Origin of the sequence: Myceligenerans indicum (assembly GCF_016742955.1) — a bacterium.
In the GTDB taxonomy this organism is placed as follows: Bacteria; Actinomycetota; Actinomycetes; order Actinomycetales; family Cellulomonadaceae; genus Myceligenerans; species Myceligenerans indicum.
This window is the reverse complement of sequence record NZ_JABBYC010000001.1, coordinates 60,213-79,046: the sequence shown is the minus strand read 5'-3', so window position 1 is coordinate 79,046 and position 18,834 is coordinate 60,213. Positions and strand designations below refer to the sequence as shown.

Here is an 18,834-nt window from a genome sequence, read left to right as displayed (position 1 = left end):
TCGCCATCGCCTGATAAGGCACCTGTTCCGGCTTTTCCCGAGTTGGGCTTTTCCCGAGTTGGGCTCTTCCCTGAGTCAGTGGGCGAAGTGGCGGGTCCCCGTGAGATACATCGTGATCCCGGCGGCCTTCGCCGCCTCGACGACCTCCTCGTCACGGATCGACCCACCGGGCTGGACGACGGCGCGGACACCGGCGTCGAGCAGCACCTGAAGCCCGTCGGCGAAGGGGAAGAACGCGTCCGACGCGGCCACGGCGCCCCGGGCCCGCTCCTCGCCCTCGGCGAGCGTGTTGGCCCGCTCCACCGCGAGACGGCAGGAGTCGACACGGTTGACCTGTCCCATCCCGATGCCGACGGCGGCGCCGTCGTGCGCGAGCAGGATCGCGTTCGACTTGGCTGCCCGCACCGCCTTCCAGGCGAACGCCAGGTCGGCGAGGGTGGCATCGTCCGCGGGCTTCCCCGCGGCAAGGGTCCAGGACGCCACGTCGTCGCCGTCGGCCTGGAAGGTGTCGCGCTCCTGCACCAGCACCCCGCCGCTCACCGGCCGCAGCTCCATCGGGGCCGGACCCGTTCCCCGGTCGCGCCCGCCAGGCTCCTCGCACGCCAGGATGCGCAGGTTCTTCTTGCGCCGCAGCACGTCGACCGCGCCGTCCTCGTACCCGGGCGCGATGATCACCTCGGTGAACACCTCGGTCACCTGCTCCGCCATGGCCACCGACACCTCGCGGTTGACCGCGATCACGCCGCCGAAGGCCGACACCGGATCCGTCGCGTGCGCCCGGCGGTGCGCCTGCGCGACGTCCGAGCCGACCGCGATCCCGCAGGGGTTCGCGTGCTTGATGACCGCGACCGCTGGCTCGGCGTGGTCCCAGGCGGCACGCCAGGCGGCGTCCGTGTCCTGGTAGTTGTTGTAGGACATCTCCTTGCCGCCCAGCTGCTCGGCGCCCGCCAGACCGCCGGTGCCGTCGCCGTAGAGGGCGGCGCCCTGGTGCGGGTTCTCGCCGTACCGCAGCGGTGTGGTCAGCGTCCAGGTGCGTCCCGCGAAGGCCGGCCACGCGCCGTCGTCCTGCGCCCCGGGGACGTACTTGCGCGCGAACCACTCCGCCACCGCCACGTCGTACTCCGCGGTGTGCGCGAACGCGGCCGCCGCGAGCGCCTTGCGCTGGGCGAAGGTGAAGCCGCCGGCAGCCACGGCGGCGGCCACGTCGCCGTACCGGGCCGGGTCGACGACGACGGCGACGCTGGGGTGGTTCTTCGCGGCGGCGCGGACCATGGACGGGCCGCCGATGTCGATCTGTTCGACGACGGCGTCCGGCTCGGCGCCCGAGGCCACGGTCGCCGCGAACGGGTAGAGGTTGACGACGACGAGCTCGAACGGCGCGATGTCCAGGTCGGCGAGCTGGTCGAGGTGGTCCTGCTTGCGGGTGTCGGCGAGGATGCCGGCGTGCACGCGCGGGTGCAGCGTCTTGACGCGGCCCTCCAGGCACTCGGGGAAGCCGGTGAGCTCCTCGACGCGCGTCACGGGGATCCCGGCGTCGGCGATGCGCTGGGCCGTGGAGCCGGTGGAGACCAGTTCGACGCCCGCGCCGTGCAGCGCGGTCGCGAGGTCCTCCAGGCCGGTCTTGTCGTAGACGCTCAGCAGCGCGCGGCGCACGGGGCGCTGCGCGTCGTCGGCGAGCTGGACATCGGGGGCAGTGGGGGCACCGGACATCAGAAGGTTCTCCTCATCCATGCGGGATTCGCGGGACAACCCTGGCACCCAGGCGGGCGGCGCGCATCGCGGGCAGCGGCCCGCCTCGGGCGGGCCCGGCCGCTCCCCGGTGGTGTCCCACCCTCGCCAGTCACGACCGGAACGATCGTACCGTCCGCCGGGAGGTGGCTCGATGGCCACCTCCCGGCGGGGCTCAGGACCCGTTCCTGATCTGGTCGGCGATCTGGCCCGCGAACCAGCGGCGCTGCTTGCGCTCCCGGATCCGCTGCTCGGCGAGCAGCGCTCTCGCGGTCGCCGCGCACATCATGAGCATCACGATGCTGAACGGCAGGGCCAGCAGGATCGCCATGGTCTGCAACGCGCCGAGGGGGTTGACGTCGAGGCCGTCCGCCGCGGCCTGGAGCCCGACCCACAGCAGGACGGCGGCGATGGCGCCCTCCATCGTGGCCCAGAACACCCGGCTCCACACGGGCGGGTTGGGGTCGCCGCCGGAGCCGAGCATGTCGACCACGAACGACCCGGAGTCGGAGCTCGTGACGAAGAAGATCACGATGAGGAAGACGGCGACGGTGCTGGTCACGGCTGAGATCGGGAACCCGTCCAGGAGCTGGAACAGGGCCGTGTTCGAGTTCACCGCGCCGTCGGCACCCACGAGGCCGCCCGCGCCGAAGAGTTCGCGGTACAGGCCGCTGCCGCCCATCACGGAGAACCACAGGAACGTCACGATGGTCGGCACGAGCAGCACGCCGAACACGAACTCGCGGACCGTCCGTCCCTTGGAGATGCGCGCGATGAACACGCCCACGAAGGGTGCCCAGCTCATCCACCAGCCCCAGTAGTAGGTGGTCCAGCCGCCCAGCCACTCCTTGCCGCCCTCGGTGAAGGGCCGGGCGTTGAACGTCAGCGCGAAGAAGTTCGTCAGGTACGAACCGATCTGCGTGAGGAAGTCGCTGAAGATGAACACGGTGGGGCCGACCACGAGGACAAAGACCACGAGGGCGATCGCCAGGCCCATGTTGGCGTTGGAGAGCCACTTGATGCCCTTGTCCACACCGGTGACCACCGAGACGAGGGCGATCGAGGTGATGACGACGATGAGGCCGACCAGCAGCCAGGTGGCAGGATTGCCCTCCTCGTCGAGCTCCACCATCCCCAGGTACCCGAGGCCGGCGCCGATCTGGCTGACGCCGATGCCGAGCGACGTCGCGACGCCGAAGAGCGTGCCGAGGATGGCGATGACGTCGATCACGTCGCCCCAGAAGCCGCGGATCTTGTTGCCGAGCAGCGGGTAGAGGGCCCAGCGGATCGAGATCGGGTTGCCCCGGCGGTGCACGGAGTAGGCGATGGCGAGACCGACCACCACGTAGATGGCCCAGGCGTGCAGGCCCCAGTGCAGGAACGTGACGTTCATCGCGGACTTGGCCGCCTGGGCGGCGGTGGCTCCGGGCTCGCCCGGCGGCACGGCGGAGTAGTGGCTCAGCGGCTCGGCGACGCCCCAGTAGACGAGGCCGATGCCCATGCCGGCCGCGAAGAGCATCGCGAACCAGGAGCCGAGCGAGAAGTCCGGCTCGTCATCGTCGTCCTTGGCGAGCACGATGGCTCCCATCGGCGAGAGGGCGAGCCACAGGGAGAAGAAGACGAAGAACGCGACGACCCCGATGTACCACCAGCCGAGCTCGGCGACCACGGTGTCGTTCGCGGCCGAGATCCAGCTCCCCATCCACTCGGGGAAGATCGCCGTGGCCAGCACGAACAACAACAGGATCCCAGCGGCCGGATAGAAGACCCGTGGTGCTGCGACCAATCTGCTGCGACCGGGCGGCGCCTCGGGTACGTCGGATACGGACACCTGCTGGTCGACAGCCATACGACCTTCCTTGTTCTCGAAAGCATTCTGACCAAACAGCCACTCACGCTAACGAGAACATTCACCCGCACCCGCTCTCCGTGGCGTCACCACGGTCAATCTTGATCAAGACGTGACCGGTGCGCGCGGCGAACGGGACCACGGGTGGACCGGAACGGGTCCGTGGGCCCAGGCCGGATCACCCTCCGATCGTGGCGTGCCGCCCGGCGACGTACAGCCCCTCGCGCGCGAGGCGTCCCACCGTGTCCACGAGCAGCGCCCGCTCGGCGACCTTGATGCGTTCGTGCAGGGCCGACTCGTCGTCGCCGTCGTGCACGGGCACGGCCGCCTGGGCGAGGATGGGGCCGGTGTCGACGCCGTCGTCCACCAGGTGAACCGTGCAGCCGGTGATCCGCACGCCGTGGGCGAGCGCGTCGCGCACGCCGTGCGCGCCGGGGAACGACGGCAGCAGCGCGGGATGGGTGTTCACGACGCGCCCCTCGAAGCGGCGCAGGAACTCCGGTGCCAGGATCCGCATGAACCCGGCCAGGACCAGCCAGTCCGGACGGAAGACCCGGACGGCGTCGGCGATCCCCTGGTTCCAGGCGGCGCGGTCCTCGAAGTCCTTCATGGCCACGACGGCGGAGGGGACTCCCGCCGCCTGCGCCAGGTCGAGTGCGCCGGCGCCGGGACGGTCGGTGACGACCCCGACCACCCGTGCCCCGTAGGCGGGGTCGTCGTGCGCGGCGAGCAGCGCGGCGAGGTTGGATCCCCCGCCCGAGGCGAGGACGACGAGCCGGGAGGCGGAGCTGGTTTCGATCGCATGACCGGACGGAGTCTGCACGCCAAGATCCTACGTTCCCGGTGCCGCCGTCCCGCCGCGGGGCCGGCTCGCGAGGTGGTGCGGCAGGAGTACCGCCGCGGCGCCCACAACCATCTCGCCGGCGGTCAGGAGCGCCGTCAGCCATGGCGTCGCGCCGACGTCGGACAGCCGCGCCGCACCGACGGCACCCGAGGCGGCCGCCTGCAGCAGGCCGACGAGCAGGCCCGCGACCCCAGCGAGGCCGCCCAGCACCACCGCGACGTCGTACCAGCGCAGCAGGCCTGGTTCCAGGCGGCGCCACGCGAACCACCCGGCCACGGCCCCGCACGCCACGACGCTCAGCGGTACCACGTACGCGAAGCTCCCCGTCCAGTCCTGGCCCGGCAGCGCCGCGAGCAACGGCACGGCGGGCAAGGGCCCGGGGTCCGCACCGAACGGCGTGAAGCTCGTCCCGGAGCCGACGGCGAAGCCCGTGCCGCTGAGCCAGGCCATCGCCCACAGGACGAGATCGGGCAGGAGTGTGAGCTGCGCGACGGCGAGCACGATCCCCCCGGTCCAGCCGGGGTCCAGGCCCCGGATGATGTCCGACGACGTGGCCCGGCCGGCGACCGCCCACACTCCCACCAGAAGGGCCGCGAGGCCGGCGAGCAGCCCCGTGGCCACCAGTCCGGCCCGCGCGCCGAGGCGCAGTGTGGGCGGGCACCAGCCGCGTGCGAGGTGGTCGAGCCGATCACCGAGTTCCGCGGGCGTGGGCGCGCCCGCACGCGCGAGGGTCCCGAGCCCGAAGCCGAGGCCCCCGACCAGAGCGCCCGCCGGCGGGACCACGAGCAAGGACCATCCGGCGACGCCCGGCACGGCGGCGGCCACCGTCGTCGCCACCGTGGCGTAGGCGACGGTCGCGGCGATCCAGGTGCGCAGCGACGCCCGCGCGGCGTGGCGGGCCGTGACGTTGCAGGCGAACACGGCGAGCGCCGTGAGACCGAGCGGGACCAGCGTGACCGTCGCGCCGGACGCGGTCACCGGCACGCCGTGCCCGAGCAGCCAGATCGCCGACGCGATCTCCGCCGGGGTCCGCCAGGTCTGGCCGTCGCCCGTACCCGATCCGGAGGCGGTCGAGGCGATGCGTGCCAGGAACGCCGGGAGCACGACCACGGCGAGCGACAGCATGGCGGCCTGAACGGCCGAGAGGACTCCCGAGATGCCGTCGGCGACGGTCTCGACGCGCCGGGTGACATCGCCGTCGGTCTCGGCGTCGACGGTTCGCGGACGGCCGGTCGCGCGCGACCGGGTGCCGGGACGCGGGCGAGTCTCCGGACGTGGCCGGCGAGCCGGGCCGAACCGGGACACGGCCCGGCCCCGGGTTGGTGCACTCACCGTCCCATCCTCACCCGCCCCGCAGCGGCTCGGGGAGCAGCGCCCCCGGCGCGTCGGCCGCCGCGCCGTGAGACGTCAGGCACACTTCGCCGGAACGAGACAAGCAGGGCGGCTGGGGGCTCCGCGCCGTGGTCGGTCGTTCGGCGTGTGGTCGGTCGATCACTTGACCGACCACACGCCGAACGACCGACCACGGCGCCGGGCGGTCCGGGATCGCTCCCGGGAGGGCCGTCTCGTCAGACGGTCTTCAGGATCTCCCGCATGAGGTCCGCCGTCTCGGAGGGGGTCTTGCCGACCTTGACGCCCACGGCCTCCAGGGCCTCCTTCTTGGCTGCCGCGGTGCCGGCGGAGCCGGACACGATGGCGCCCGCGTGACCCATGGTCTTGCCTTCGGGGGCGGTGAAGCCCGCGACGTAGCCGACCACCGGCTTGGTGACGTGCTCCTTGATGTACGCGGCGGCACGCTCCTCGGCGTCGCCGCCGATCTCGCCGATCATCACGATCGCCTTGGTCTCCGGGTCGTTCTCGAAGGCCTCGAGGGCGTCGATGTGCGTGGTGCCGATGACCGGGTCCCCGCCGATGCCGATGGCGGTGGAGAAGCCGTAGTCCTTCAGCTCGTACATCATCTGGTAGGTCAGCGTGCCGGACTTCGACACGAGACCGATCGGGCCCTTGCCCGTGATGGTGTGCGGGGTGATGCCGGCGAGCGACTCGCCGGGCGTGATGATCCCCGGGCAGTTCGGGCCGATCATCCGGGTCTCCTTGCCCTGCAGGTAGGCGAAGACCTCCGCCGAGTCCTGCACGGGCACGCCCTCGGTGATGACCACGAGCAGGCCGATGCCCGCGTCGATGGCCTCGATGCACGCGTCCTTGGTGAACGCCGGCGGCACGAACACGACGGAGACGTCCGCACCGGTCTCGGCCATGGCCTCCTTGACCGTGCCGAACACCGGGAGGGTGACGTCGTTGCCCTCGTGGTCCTTGTGCTGCACCGTCGTGCCGGCCTTGCGGGCGTTCACGCCGCCCACGATCGTGGCGCCGGAGTCGAGCATCAGGGCGGTGTGCTTGGCACCCATGCCGCCGGTGATGCCCTGGACGATGATCTTGCTGTCCTTGTTCAGGTAGATGGACATGTCGTTAAGTCTCTGCTCTCTGTGGCGTCGTCGCGGGGCTCAGGCGGCCGGGGCGGCAGCCTTGGCAGCGGCCAGATCAGCGCCGCCGTCCATGGTGTCGGCCAGGGTGACCAGCGGGTGGTCGCGGGTGGCGAGGATCTCGCGGCCCAGGTCCACGTTGTTGCCGTCGAGGCGCACGACGAGCGGCTTGGTCGCGTGGTCGCCCAGCAGGTCCAGCGCACCCACGATGCCCTTGGCGACCTCGTCGCAGGCGGTGATGCCGCCGAACACGTTCACGAACACGGCCTTGACCTGCTCGTCACCGAGGATGACGTCCAGGCCGTTGGCCATGACCTCGGCGTTCGCGCCGCCGCCGATGTCGAGGAAGTTGGCGGGCTTGACGCCCCCGTGCTGCTCGCCGGCGTAGGCGACGACGTCGAGGGTCGACATGACCAGACCGGCGCCGTTGCCGATGATGCCGACCTCACCGTCCAGCTTGACGTAGTTGAGGTTGTTGGCCTTGGCCTTGGCCTCCAGCGGGTCGGTGGCGGACTTGTCCTCCAGCTCCGCGTGCTCGGGGTGGCGCACCTCGGAGGCGTTCTCGTCGAGCGTGACCTTGCCGTCCAGCGCGATGATCGCGCCGTCGGAGGTCTTGACGAGCGGGTTGACCTCGACGAGGGTGGCGTCCTCGTTCTTGAAGACGGTCCACAGCGTCTGGATGGTCTCGGCGACCTTGCCCCGGATGTCCTCGGGGAAGCCGGCGGCTTCCACGATCTCGGCGGCCTTGGCCTCGTCGATCCCGGTCAGCGGGTCGACGGCGACCTTGGCGAGCGCCTCGGGCCGCTCGACGGCGAGCTGCTCGATCTCGACGCCGCCCTCCACGGAGCACATGGCCAGGTAGTTACGGTTCGCGCGGTCCAGCAGGATCGAGAAGTAGAACTCCTCGGCAATGCTCGCGCCCTGCGCGATCATCACGCGGTGGACCGTGTGGCCCTTGATGTCCATGCCGAGGATCTCGGCGGCCTTGGCCTCCGCCTCCTCCGGCGAATGGGCCAGCTTCACGCCGCCGGCCTTGCCTCGACCTCCGGTCTTCACCTGGGCCTTGACGACGACGGTACCCCCGCCGAGCTTCTCCGCGCCTTCGCGAGCCTCCTGCGGCGTCGTCGCGACAACCCCGCCCAGCACGGGTACACCGTGCTTCTCGAAGATGTCGCGCGCCTGGTATTCGAACAGGTCCACCCTGCTGCGTCCTTCCATCGGTCTCACCCCCGCGCGCTGCACGATCGCAGGGGCCTGCTAGGCAGATGTCCCTGGTCGAGTGGATGCGCAGCGGATGACCTGACGGGCCGTGCCTCACGGTCGAGGGCAGCTCGTCGGTTCCGGCCGGTGTCTCGACGTCAAGACATCCCGTACAGAGTAGCCCTGTTGGCCCTCCCGCATAAGTTCACGGTGTGGGAATCGCGTCACACCGCTACGGCCGCGGAGCCGCGGCCAGAGCGGCGGCCAGGGTCGGGGCCGCCGGGAGGACCGGGATCAGGGTGGCCTGGAACGCGTGGTAGAGATCCGGCTTGCCGGGCCAGACCGTCGCCGCGGGCCGGTTGGCCTCGTCCAGCTCGTGGTGCCACGAGCCCCTCCCGTGGTCGATCAGGTACCGCTCCGCGTAGTCCCACCAGCGGGCATACCACTGCGCGAATCGCGCCTCTCCCGTCCTGCGGTGCAGAACCGCCGCCGCCCCGATCGCCTCCGCGAGTACCCAGTGCATCCGGGTGGGTACCACCGGATCGCCCTCCCAGTCGGTGGTGTAGACGAACCCGTCGGCGCCGTCGGCCGCCCAGCCGTCCGCGACCGCACGGTCGAACAGGACCGTCGCGGTGCGCACGAGCCCCTCGTCAGGACCGGTCGCGGCCTCCAGATGGAGGATCAGCCGCGCCCACTCCAGCCCGTGGCCCGGTGTCGCCCCGTACGGCTTGAACTTGTCGTCCGGCCGGTCACGGTTGAGCCCGAGGTCCGGGCTCCAGTCCGGCCCGAAGTGTTCCGGCAGCCGGCCGTCGTGGCCCTGGGCGAGCTCGGCCACGAACGCGACGGCCCGGGCGGCCCGCGCCCGCCACGCGGCTCCGTCGCCGTGGTCGGCGAGCGCGTCCACGGCGTCGGCGACCGCGAGCATCGCCTCGACGGAGTGCATCGTCGCGTTGAGGCCGCGGTAGTCGTCGCACCGCGTGAACGCGGCGTCCCAGGTGTCGACCGGCCGGCCGGCGTCGTCGTCCCAGAACTTCTCGAGGTACACGCGCGTCGCCTCGGCGAGCAGCTCCACTCCCCCGGGCCGTCCGGCGAGGGCGGCCGAGGAGGCCGCGAGCATGACGAAGGCGTGGTCGTAGCAGGACTTGCCCGCGGCGGTGTCGGGCACGCCGTCGGCGTCCAGCGCGTGGAACCAGCCGCCGTCACCGGTGTCACGCAGCGGGCCGGTGAGCCCGGCCAGGGCCGCGTCGGCGACGGGGGCGCAGCCCGGGATTCCCAGCAGCGTGCCCAGGGAGTAGACGTGCACGGTCCGGCACGTGATCCAGGTCTGGACGCCGCGGGCGGGGTCCGGGTCGCCGGCGTCGTCCAGGTACGCCGCCCCGCCGCCGGGCAGGCCGGCGCCGAGGCCGAAGGAGAGCAGGCGCCGCGACTCGGCGTCGAGCCAGGAGCGATGGGAGGGCAGTTCGGTCCACGGTGTCACAAGGCCGAACCTACTACGCCACGGACGGTCGAAGACAACGCTGTCATAGGGATAATGATCCCGATGACGCACATACCCTCTTCCGAGTCGCAGGCCTGGACCGTCCTCCGGCGCGACGGCGTCGCCATCGTTCTCGAGCATCCGGCCTCCGGCCTGCCGTCGGTCCTGCACTGGGGCGCCGACCTCGGGCCGCTGTCCGCCGCCGACACGGCCGCCCTGGACGCCGCCACCGACCCGCTGACCCCTCCCGGCACGCTCGACGCCGGGCGGCGGGTACCGCTGGTCCCGCAGGACTCGGACGGCTGGGCGGGCCGGCCGGGGCTGCTCGCGACGCGCGACGGCGAACCCGTCTTCCCCCGCTGGACGGTGACGGAACGGACCGGCGACGACGCCGAGCTCCGCCTCACCGCGACGTCCGACGGTCTCGCACTGCGCACCCTGCTCGCCGTCGGGCCCGGCGGCCTGGTGACGCTGCGTCACGCACTCGCCAACACGGGCGACGGCACCGTGACGCTCGACCACCTCGACGCCACGCTTCCCCTGCCGCGCACCGCGGACCACCTGACCAGCTTCACCGGACGGTGGCCGCGCGAGAAGTCTCCGGTCACCACACCGATGCCGCCCGGAGCGGCGACCCGCACGAGCCGGCGGGGACGCGGCGGACACGACAGCCCGTGGGTGAGCATCGCCTCCGACGGCACGCCACGCAACCGCACCGGGGAGGCCTGGGCGGTCCACCTGGGGTGGTCGGCCGACGTCGTGCACCGTACCGACCGGACGACCGACCACGAGACCCAGTTCGGGGCGGGCGAGCTGCTCCGGCCCGGCGAGCTGCGTCTCGCCCCGGGCGAGACCTACGAGACCCCGGTCGCGTACTTCGCCTGGTCCGGCGAAGGCCTCGACGGGCTCTCCCGCCGGTTCCACACCTGGCTACGGGACCGGGATCAGCACCCGCGCGGCGCTCGTCCGCTCGTGCTGAACACGTGGGAGGCCGTGTACTTCGACCACGACCCGGAACGTGTCGCGGCGCTGGCGCGGGCGGCGGCCGCCGTCGGCGTCGAACGGTTCGTGCTCGACGACGGCTGGTTCCACGACCGGCGCGACGACACCCGCGGGCTCGGCGACTGGGTGGTGGACCCGGCGGTGTGGCCTGCCGGGCTGGAGCCGCTGGCGGACCTGGTCCACGGGCTCGGCATGCAGTTCGGCCTGTGGTTCGAGCCGGAGATGGTGAACCTCGACTCGGACGTCGCGCGGGCGCACCCGGAGTGGATCCTGGCGAACCCCGCGTCGGTCCCGTCACCGGACGGGCTGTCGTTCCGGCAGCAGTACGTCCTGGACCTCGCACGCCCCGAGGCCTGGGAGCACGTGCGAGGGCAGCTGTCGGCGCTCGTCGACGCCCTCGGCATCGACTTCGTGAAGTGGGACCACAACCGGGACCTCGTGGAGGCCGTGCACGTCGACGGCACGCCCCGCCACGGCACACACGTCCAGACGCTCGCGGTGTACCGGCTGATCGACCGGCTCAAGGCCGATCACCCGGGGCTGGAGATCGAGTCCTGCTCGTCGGGGGGCGCCCGCACGGACCTGGGGATCCTGGCGCGCACGGACCGCGTGTGGGCCTCCGACTCGAACGACCCCGTCGAACGCCAGGACATCCAGCGCTGGACGGAGCTGGTGCTCCCGCCGGAGCTGATCGGAGCGCACGTCGGGCCGTCACCGGCGCACTCGTCGGGGCGGGCCACGGATCTGTCCTTCCGGGTGGCCACGGCACTCCAGGGCCACGCCGGGTTCGAATGGGACATCCTGGGGTGTACCCCGGAGGAGACCGAGGCCCTCGGCGCGTACGCCGCGCTCTACAAGGAGCTGCGGGGGCTGCTGCACTCCGGCACCGTGGTGCACGGTGATCCCGCGGACCCCGCGCTGCGGGTCCGGGGCGTCGTGGCGGCGGACGGAACGGAGGCGGTGTTCACGGTGGCGACCGTCGGTTCGCTGACCGACGCCCGGCCGGAGCGGGTCACGCTCCCGGGCCTCGCGCCGGAGCGGCGCTACACCGTGCGGGTGCGGGAGGAGGCCGGTCCGGCGAGGTGGCACGGCGGGACGCCGCGATGGCTGGGCAAGGATGCGGGCGACGTCCCCGGGACGGTCCTCGGCCGCACCGGCCTCCAGCTACCCGCCCTGTGGCCGATGCAGGCCCTCGTCCTGCACCTGCGGGCGGTCTGAGGCAGTCTTCCCGCCGCAGTCCCGGGCATTCCAGGACCGGTCCGGCAGTTGAGCCGGACTCGGCAGGACGTATCCGGTAACGTCCGAGTGTGGCCGATGTGACCACCGACACCGCATCTTCCGGGCCGGGGACCGTCCCGGTCCCCGCGGCTGCGGGCACGGCCCGGGCGCACGGCCCCCGCATCCTCGGCCTCGACGGGTTGCGCGCACTCGCCGTGCTCGCAGTGCTCGCCTACCACCTCGAACCCGGGTGGGTTCCGGGCGGGTTCGTCGGCGTGGACATGTTCTTCGTCGTGAGCGGGTACCTCATCACCACGCTGCTGCTGCGGGAGATCCGTGCCACGAACTGGATCAGCCTGCCCCGCTTCTGGACGCGGCGCGCACGGCGCCTGCTGCCGGCACTCCTGCTCGTCCTGCTCGTCGCGGTCCCCGTGGCGCGTCTGGTCGAGCGGGACCTGGCCGTCGGCATCGGGCGTCAGGTGCTCGGGGCGGTCACGTTCAGCACCAACTGGCTGGAGATCTCCGCCGGCTCGGACTACTTCGACCAGGCCTCCACGCAGCTGCTGCGGCCCCTGTGGTCCCTGGCCATCGAGGAGCAGTTCTACCTGGCCTGGCCCCTGCTGCTGGTGCTGCTGCTGCTCGCCGTGCGGTCCGGGGCTCGGCGGCAGCGGATCGTGCTCGGCGGAGCCGCCGTCTCCGCCGCCGCGATGGCGTTCCTGTTCTCCGCGGGCGACGACCCCACCCGTGTCTACTACGGCACCGACACCCACGCGTTCGGCCTGCTGCTCGGCGCGGCGGTCACGCTGCGCTGGCCCCGGGCGCGCCCGCTGCTTCGAGGTGCATGGGCCGGCGTGCTGCCGGCGTTCGCGCTCGTGGGCCTGGCCACGCTGTGGGTCCTGCTGCGCAGCGACGGCTCGCTGACGTACCCGGGCGGGCTCGTGCTCGCGTCGCTGCTGACCCTGGTGCTCGTGCTGGCGTGCGCGTCGGGCGTGCGCTGGCTGACCGCCGTCCTGGAACTGCCGCCGCTGCGCTGGGTCGGGGAGCGCTCGTACGGGATCTACCTGTGGCACTGGCCGGTGCTGCTGATCGTCGCGGCCGCGCTCGGCGGCGCGAGCACGGTAGCTGGAACGTGGCGGGCATGGGCCGTGGACGGGACCGTGGTCGCGGTGACCCTGGCCGTGGCCGCCCTGTCCTACCGGTTCGTGGAGACACCGGTGCGGCGGCTCGGCTTCCGCGGCGCCCTCCGCGCACTGTGGGTGCAGGTCGCCGCCCGCGTCCCCGACGCGCGGCCCTGGGCCGCCCGGGCCGCCGTGGCCGTGGTCGCACTGGCTCTCGCCGGGACGACGACGGCGGTCGCCACCGCGCCGCGGATCTCCGGCGCGCAAGAAGCGGTGGAGGCGGGTCTGGCAGCACAGGCAGCCATGGAGCGGGACCGGACCGCCACCGGGAACACGGCCGCCGCCAGTGCGAACGAGGGCCGTGCCGTCCGCGACACCGGCTCCGCGAGCGACGGACGTACCGGCAGCGACCCCGTACGGTCCGAGGCAGGCTCCCGTTCCGACGACCACCTGCCACCACCGGGCGCGGGCAAGGGCAAGCGAATCTCCGGGTTCGGGGACTCGGTCCTGGCGGCGGCCGCGCCGGCGATGCTCTCGCGCTGGCCCCGGGCCGACATCGACGCGAAGCCGAACCGGAAGTGGACCGATGCCCTGCCCCTCGTGCGCCGTGCCGCCAAGCAGGGCACGCTGCGCGACGTCGTCGTCCTCAACTTCGGCACCAACGCCGGGTTCCAGGAGAACGGGTCCGTCGACGCGGCGAAGCGGACGCTGGACCTCATCGGCCCGGAGCGACAGGTGGTGCTCATGAACACCGTGGGCATCTCCTACTGGGTGCCGGACGCCAACGCCCGCCTGGAGAAGATCGCGAAGGGCCGGGACAACGTCGTGGTGGTGGACTGGAATGCCGTGTGCGCCAGGCATCCGGACCTGCTCCACGCGGACGCGACCCACCCCAACATGGCGGGCATCGAGGTCTACGCGAAGCAGGTTCGCGAGGCGTTCGACGAGCTGGAGGAACGCTCGGCGTAGCAGTTCCGCCCGGTCACCAGGTCAGAGCTTGGTGACCTTCGTGTACTTCAGGGCGATGCGCTTGGAGCCGTTCGAGCCGAAGTCGATCTTCACCACGTCGTTCTTCTCGACGCCGATGACCGTTCCCAGGCCGTAGGTGTCGTGGGTGACCTTGTCACCCACGTCCAGGGACGGGACGGACTTCTGGACGTTCACCGAGCCGAACCTCGGGCTGTTGCCGGACGACGTCGCGGATGCGGCCCGGCCGCTGGCATCTCCCCCGCGGGAGCGTGAGCCTCCGGCGCGCGAGCCGCCCCACGAGGTGTCCACCCGGGAGTCGGAACCTGCGCCGCGACGCCCGGTGCCGGCGCCGTAGCCGCCCGGACCCCAGCCGCCGTACCCGCCGCGGATCGCCTGTGTCGAGGACTCCCGCCGCTTCCAGTCCCAGAGCTCCTCCGGGATCTCGTCCAGGAACCGGCTGGGCGGGAACTCGTTCAACATGCCGAACGCCGACCGGACGGCCGAGCGGGAGATGTACAGCCGCTCCCGCGCCCGCGTGATCCCCACGTAGGCGAGCCGACGCTCCTCGGCCAGCTCGACGTCGTCGTTCATGGAGCGCATGTGCGGGAAGGTGCCGTCCTCCATGCCGGTGAGGAACACGACCGGGAACTCCAGGCCCTTCGCGGTGTGCAGGGTCATCAGGGTGACGACACCGCGGTCCGCGGACTTCTCCTTCTCCTCCTCCGCCACGCTGTCGGCGACGTCCTCGTCCGGGATCTGGTCCGCGTCCGCGACCAGCGACACGCGTTCCAGGAAGTCCGCGAGATCGCCCTCGGGTTCGAGCTCGCCGAACTCCGTGGCGACGGCGTGCAGCTCCGCGAGGTTCTCCACGCGCGAGGCGTCCTGCGGGTCCTCCGACGCCCGGAGCTCGGCCAGGTAGCCGGTGCGGTCCAGCACCGCGGACAGGATCTCGGCCGGGCCGGCGCCGTCGTCGACCAGCTCCCGCAGGCCGGTCATCAGCTCGGCGAACGCCCGCAGCGGCTTGAGGGACCGGGTCGTCATGCCCGGGATCTCCTCCACCCGGTCGAGGGCGGCCCCGAACGAGATCCGCTCCCGCTCCGCGAAGTCCGCCACCAGCGACTCGGCCCGGGCGCCCAGGCCGCGCTTGGGCACGTTGACAATGCGGCGCAGGTTCACGTCGTCGTCCAGGTTGGCCAGTGCGCGCAGGTACGCGACGGCGTCCTTGACCTCCCTGCGCTCGTAGAAGCGCGTGCCGCCCACCACCTTGTAGGGCAGGCCGACGCGGATCAGCACCTCCTCCAGCGCGCGGGACTGCGCGTTGGTGCGGTAGAAGATCGCGACGTCGCCCGGGCGCACGCCGTCCTCGTCACCCAGCCGGTCGATCTCCTGGGCGACGTAGCGCGCCTCGGCGTGCTCGTCGTCGGCGACGTATCCGGTGATCCTGGCCCCCGCCCCGGCGTCCGTCCACAGACGCTTGGGCTTGCGGCCGGCGTTGCGGGAGATGACGGCGTTCGCCGCGCTGAGGATGGTCTGCGTGGAACGGTAGTTCTGCTCCAGCAGCAGCGTGGTCGCGTTCGGGTAGTCGGCCTCGAACTCCTCGATGTTGCGGATGGTGGCGCCGCGGAAGGCGTAGATGGACTGGTCGGCGTCACCGACGACGGTGAGCTCGGCGGGGTCGAGGGCGACGGCCTGCGGGTCGGTGCCCTCGTGCGCGGCCGCCGACTCGTCGCCGACTCCCGCGAGCTCGCGCACCAGCACGTACTGCGCGTGGTTGGTGTCCTGGTACTCGTCCACGAGGATGTGCCGGAACCGGCGGCGGTAGTGCTCGGCGACGTTCGGGAACGCCTGGAGCAGGTTCACGGTGGTCATGATGATGTCGTCGAAGTCCAGGGCGTGCGCCTGGGACAGACGCTGCTGGTAGCGCGTGTAGACCTCGGCGAGCACCTGGTCGAACCGCTGCTTGTCCCGCGCCGCGGCCCAGGCGACGCCCGCGGGCGCCTCCTCCTCGGAGCCGGCCTGGCGCGCGTAGGTGTCCGGGTCGATCAGCTCGTTCTTCAGGTCGCTGATCCGGTTCGCGAGGGAGCGCGGCGGGTACTTCTTCAGGTCCAGGTTCTGCTCGCGCGCCACCAGCTCGATCAGGCGACGGCTGTCCGCGGCGTCGTAGATGGAGAACGACGACTTGAGCCCGAGCGTCTTGGCCTCGCGCCGCAGGATGCGCACGCACGCGCTGTGGAAGGTGGAGACCCACATCCGGCCCGCCGCCGGGCCCACCAGGTGCTCCACCCGCTCGCGCATCTCCGCGGCGGCCTTGTTGGTGAAGGTGATCGCCAGGATCTCCCCTGCCCGGGCGCGCCCGGTGGCCAGGAGGTAGGCGATGCGGTGGGTGAGCACGCGCGTCTTGCCGGAGCCCGCCCCGGCCACGATGAGCAGCTGCCCGCCGGAGTGCACGACGGCGGCCCGCTGCTGCGGGTTCAGCCCGTCCAGCAGCTCGTCCGGGTCGAGGTGCGCGTAGGCCCCCTTCGCCCGGGGAGCCTCCGTCTCGTGCGGCAGTCCCGCCAGCCATTCGGGCTCCTCGGGGACCGCCGAGTCACCCGCGCCGTCGTCGTCCCATCGGGGCGCCACGTCCGGCAGGCGCGAGGTGTCACCCGGCTCGGCCTCGGAGCCGCCGGGAAAGCCGGGAAGATGCAGGGAGTCGAAGAGCGAGGTCATCGGAGCCAAGCCTATGCGGCGTGACTGACACATCCGCGATACGAGGCCGACGATCGGCGACTCGTCCGCACGGACAGCAGGCTCGGCCTCCGATGCCCCGCCGCGCTCACCTCTCGTAGCTCAGCGTGCCGATGAGCTGACGCACCAGTTCCAGCCCCTCGTCGCCGCCCGGGAAGTTGAGGGTGACCTTCGAGTGGTTCCCGTTGCCCGCCTCGTGCAGCCGGACATCCACGCTGAGTGCCCGCAGGCCTTCCTCCCCGGCAAGTGCCGGCCCCTCCGTGATCTGGACGAAGGCGTAGTCCGCCCCCGGCACGTCGATCTCGTTGGTGCCCTCCCGGGTCGGGTCGAACCAGCCGGGCCAGAAGTTCGCCCCCGGATCACCCGACTCGACGTAGCCGTTCCAGCGCACCTCCGGCTCGGCGAAGTCCGGTTCCACCGCGTAGATCTCGTCGGACCGGAACTCGACGAGCTTCCCGAACGTGCTCTCGTCCAGCGGCTCCGTGGTCCAGCGCTCCGGGTACGCGTACGAGAGCCCACCGGTCGTCGCTCTGGTCCATCCCGCCGGGATCGCGTGCTCGACCTGCCCGATCGTCGGATAGGTGAACATCGGCTCGTACCAGTCCGGCTCGCCGTACTCCTTCAGCCACAGGTTCCCGAGGAAGTCGCGCAGCATCTCGTCGCCGTCGGCGTCCGCCGGGAAGCGCGTCTCGATGACCCAGCCCTCACCTCCGCTGCGGATCCGCGTCCTGACCGGCCTGACCTCCGTCTCCCGGCCGTCGTACTCCTCGGTCACCACCTGGAGCGGCTCGATCACCACCAGATCGGCACCCTCGATCTCAAGTGTCATGGCCCCGGAGTCCCTGTCCGGGACGGTCCAGCCGGACACGTCGAACACGTTGCGCAGCTCGAGGTCTGCCACGACATCGTCGATCGACATGCTGAGCGGATCCGCCGTGATGTCGTTCGCGAGCGTGCTGTCCGGAGACGCCCAGCCGATCTTTCCGCCGACCCACACATCGCCGATCGCCGTCCATCCCCCCAGGGGCACCTCGTACCAGAGCCCACCGAAGATGTACGGGTGGGCGCCGCCGTCGGTCACGCCGTGCCGCACGCCCGGCATCACCGGCAGTTCCCCGTCGCCGGTGCTCACGTATCGCACGGACCCCTCGTCGCCGGACGGCTCGGGTTCCTCCGATTCCTTCGTGCTCGGCGAGGGCGACGGCGCGCTTGGCGACGGCGTCGTCGCAGAGACCGTGGACGCGGGCAAGGGCTGCTGCCGATCCGCGTAGACGGTCCCGGCGGCCCCGATCGCCCCGCTGAGCACCACGAGCACGGCGATGCAGGCGGCCACGGTCAGGACGGCGCGCCGCTGCCTCTCCTTCCGGATCGCGGCACCGGCCATCTCGCCGCCGTCGACCACCGGGGTAAGATCCCCGGCCATCCGGGCAAGATGCTGCACGAAGGGGTTGTTCTGCTCCGAAGCGTTCATGACCGGCCCTCCTCGCTCGTGGTTCCGAGCCCTTCGCCGCCCAGGTGTTCCCGCAGGATGGCCAGCGCCCGGGAGGACGTCGACTTCACCGTCCCCGCGGAGACCCCGAGCGTCTGAGCGGTCTCCGCCTCGGACCGGTCCAGCAGGTAGCGCAGCACGACGACGCGGCGCTGCTTGGTGGTGAGCCTCGCGAGCGCCCGCACGAGACGGTCCCGCTCGGCGATCGCGGCGTCCGACGCCGGCGTCGCCTCCGCCGTGCGCCACACCGTGGCGTCGTCCTCGGTGGGGACCTCCTTGCGGTTGCGCCGCCAGGTGTCGATGCGCGCGGTCGCGACCACCCGCCGGGCGTAGGCGTAGGGATCGCCGTCGGCCAGCTTGTGCCAGTGCCGGAAGGTGCGCTCCAAGGCGGTCTGCGCGAGATCGTGGGCGCGGTGCGAGTCACCGCACAGGAAATACGCCATACGCACCAGATCCGCGGTCCTGGCCTGGGCAAACGCGGTGAACTGCGCCTCACGGGTGGCGTCACCGGCGACGACGACGGGGAGGCTCCCGGTCACGGCGCCCGCGTTCGCGGCCGACGTCATCCGAGCACCTCCCCGCGTCGATGGTCCGGCGCGAGACCGGTGTGTGGTGGAGTCATACTGCCCTAACGCGGCTGATGCTGGTTCGGTTGGCTCGCGCGAGCCTCACTCCCCGTCGCTCGACCAGAGCTCCGTCCACCCGGCGGGCGTGGTCCACCGGGTGGCGG

Annotated in this window: 12 protein-coding genes; 2 read left to right on the top strand and 10 right to left on the bottom strand. The window is 71.9% G+C overall.

What is annotated here, in order from left to right:
- Positions 1-75: 75 nt before the first annotated feature.
- The 7 genes from purH to HGK34_RS00285 all read right to left on the bottom strand — a co-directional run bounded on the left by purH (position 76) and on the right by HGK34_RS00285 (position 9,581).
- A complete protein-coding gene (gene purH / locus HGK34_RS00315; RefSeq protein WP_201844897.1) occupies positions 76-1,710 on the bottom strand; it encodes a bifunctional phosphoribosylaminoimidazolecarboxamide formyltransferase/IMP cyclohydrolase in 1,635 nt (544 codons plus the stop codon).
- Positions 1,711-1,903: 193 nt separating this feature from the next.
- A complete protein-coding gene (locus tag HGK34_RS00310; protein WP_201844572.1) occupies positions 1,904-3,577 on the bottom strand; it encodes a BCCT family transporter in 1,674 nt (557 codons plus the stop codon).
- A 178-nt stretch (positions 3,578-3,755) separates the two neighbouring features.
- A complete protein-coding gene (gene purN / locus HGK34_RS00305) occupies positions 3,756-4,400 on the bottom strand; it encodes a phosphoribosylglycinamide formyltransferase (RefSeq protein ID WP_201844571.1) in 645 nt (214 codons plus the stop codon).
- A 9-nt stretch (positions 4,401-4,409) separates the two neighbouring features.
- Positions 4,410-5,753: a cell division protein PerM gene (locus HGK34_RS00300; RefSeq protein WP_201844570.1), complete on the bottom strand. Its 1,344-nt coding sequence runs from the start codon at positions 5,751-5,753 to the stop codon at positions 4,410-4,412.
- 236 nt (positions 5,754-5,989) lie between these two features.
- Positions 5,990-6,886: a succinate--CoA ligase subunit alpha gene (gene sucD / locus HGK34_RS00295; RefSeq protein ID WP_201844569.1), complete on the bottom strand. Its 897-nt coding sequence runs from the start codon at positions 6,884-6,886 to the stop codon at positions 5,990-5,992.
- 39 nt (positions 6,887-6,925) lie between these two features.
- Positions 6,926-8,104 carry an ADP-forming succinate--CoA ligase subunit beta gene (gene sucC, locus HGK34_RS00290; protein WP_201844568.1) on the bottom strand — a complete coding sequence of 393 codons (1,179 nt, stop codon included), beginning with the start codon at positions 8,102-8,104 and terminating at the stop codon, positions 6,926-6,928.
- 232 nt (positions 8,105-8,336) lie between these two features.
- Positions 8,337-9,581, bottom strand: a complete 1,245-nt coding sequence (locus HGK34_RS00285) for an AGE family epimerase/isomerase (protein WP_307815590.1) — start codon at positions 9,579-9,581, stop codon at positions 8,337-8,339.
- Between the two features lie 63 nt (positions 9,582-9,644).
- On the opposite strand from HGK34_RS00285, the gene HGK34_RS00280 reads away from it, so the two are divergent.
- Positions 9,645-11,801, top strand: coding sequence for an alpha-galactosidase (locus HGK34_RS00280; RefSeq protein WP_201844566.1), 2,157 nt, complete (start codon positions 9,645-9,647; stop codon positions 11,799-11,801).
- An 89-nt stretch (positions 11,802-11,890) separates the two neighbouring features.
- Positions 11,891-13,888 (top strand): acyltransferase family protein, encoded by a 1,998-nt coding sequence (locus HGK34_RS00275; RefSeq protein ID WP_201844565.1) that lies wholly within the window; start codon positions 11,891-11,893, stop codon positions 13,886-13,888.
- A 21-nt stretch (positions 13,889-13,909) separates the two neighbouring features.
- Here the strand turns inward: HGK34_RS00275 and pcrA are convergent, their stop codons facing one another.
- The 3 genes from pcrA to HGK34_RS00260 form a co-directional block, all read right to left on the bottom strand.
- On the bottom strand, positions 13,910-16,597 hold the full coding sequence (pcrA, locus tag HGK34_RS00270; protein WP_201844564.1) for a DNA helicase PcrA: 2,688 nt from the start codon (positions 16,595-16,597) through the stop codon (positions 13,910-13,912).
- A gap of 106 nt (positions 16,598-16,703) precedes the next feature.
- Entirely contained in the window at positions 16,704-18,086 is a 1,383-nt protein-coding gene (locus HGK34_RS00265) for a hypothetical protein (protein ID WP_201844563.1), read from the bottom strand.
- Entirely contained in the window at positions 18,083-18,670 is a 588-nt protein-coding gene (locus HGK34_RS00260; protein ID WP_201844562.1) for a SigE family RNA polymerase sigma factor, read from the bottom strand. The genes HGK34_RS00265 and HGK34_RS00260 overlap by 4 nt, the downstream gene beginning before the upstream one ends.
- Positions 18,671-18,834: the final 164 nt, after the last annotated feature.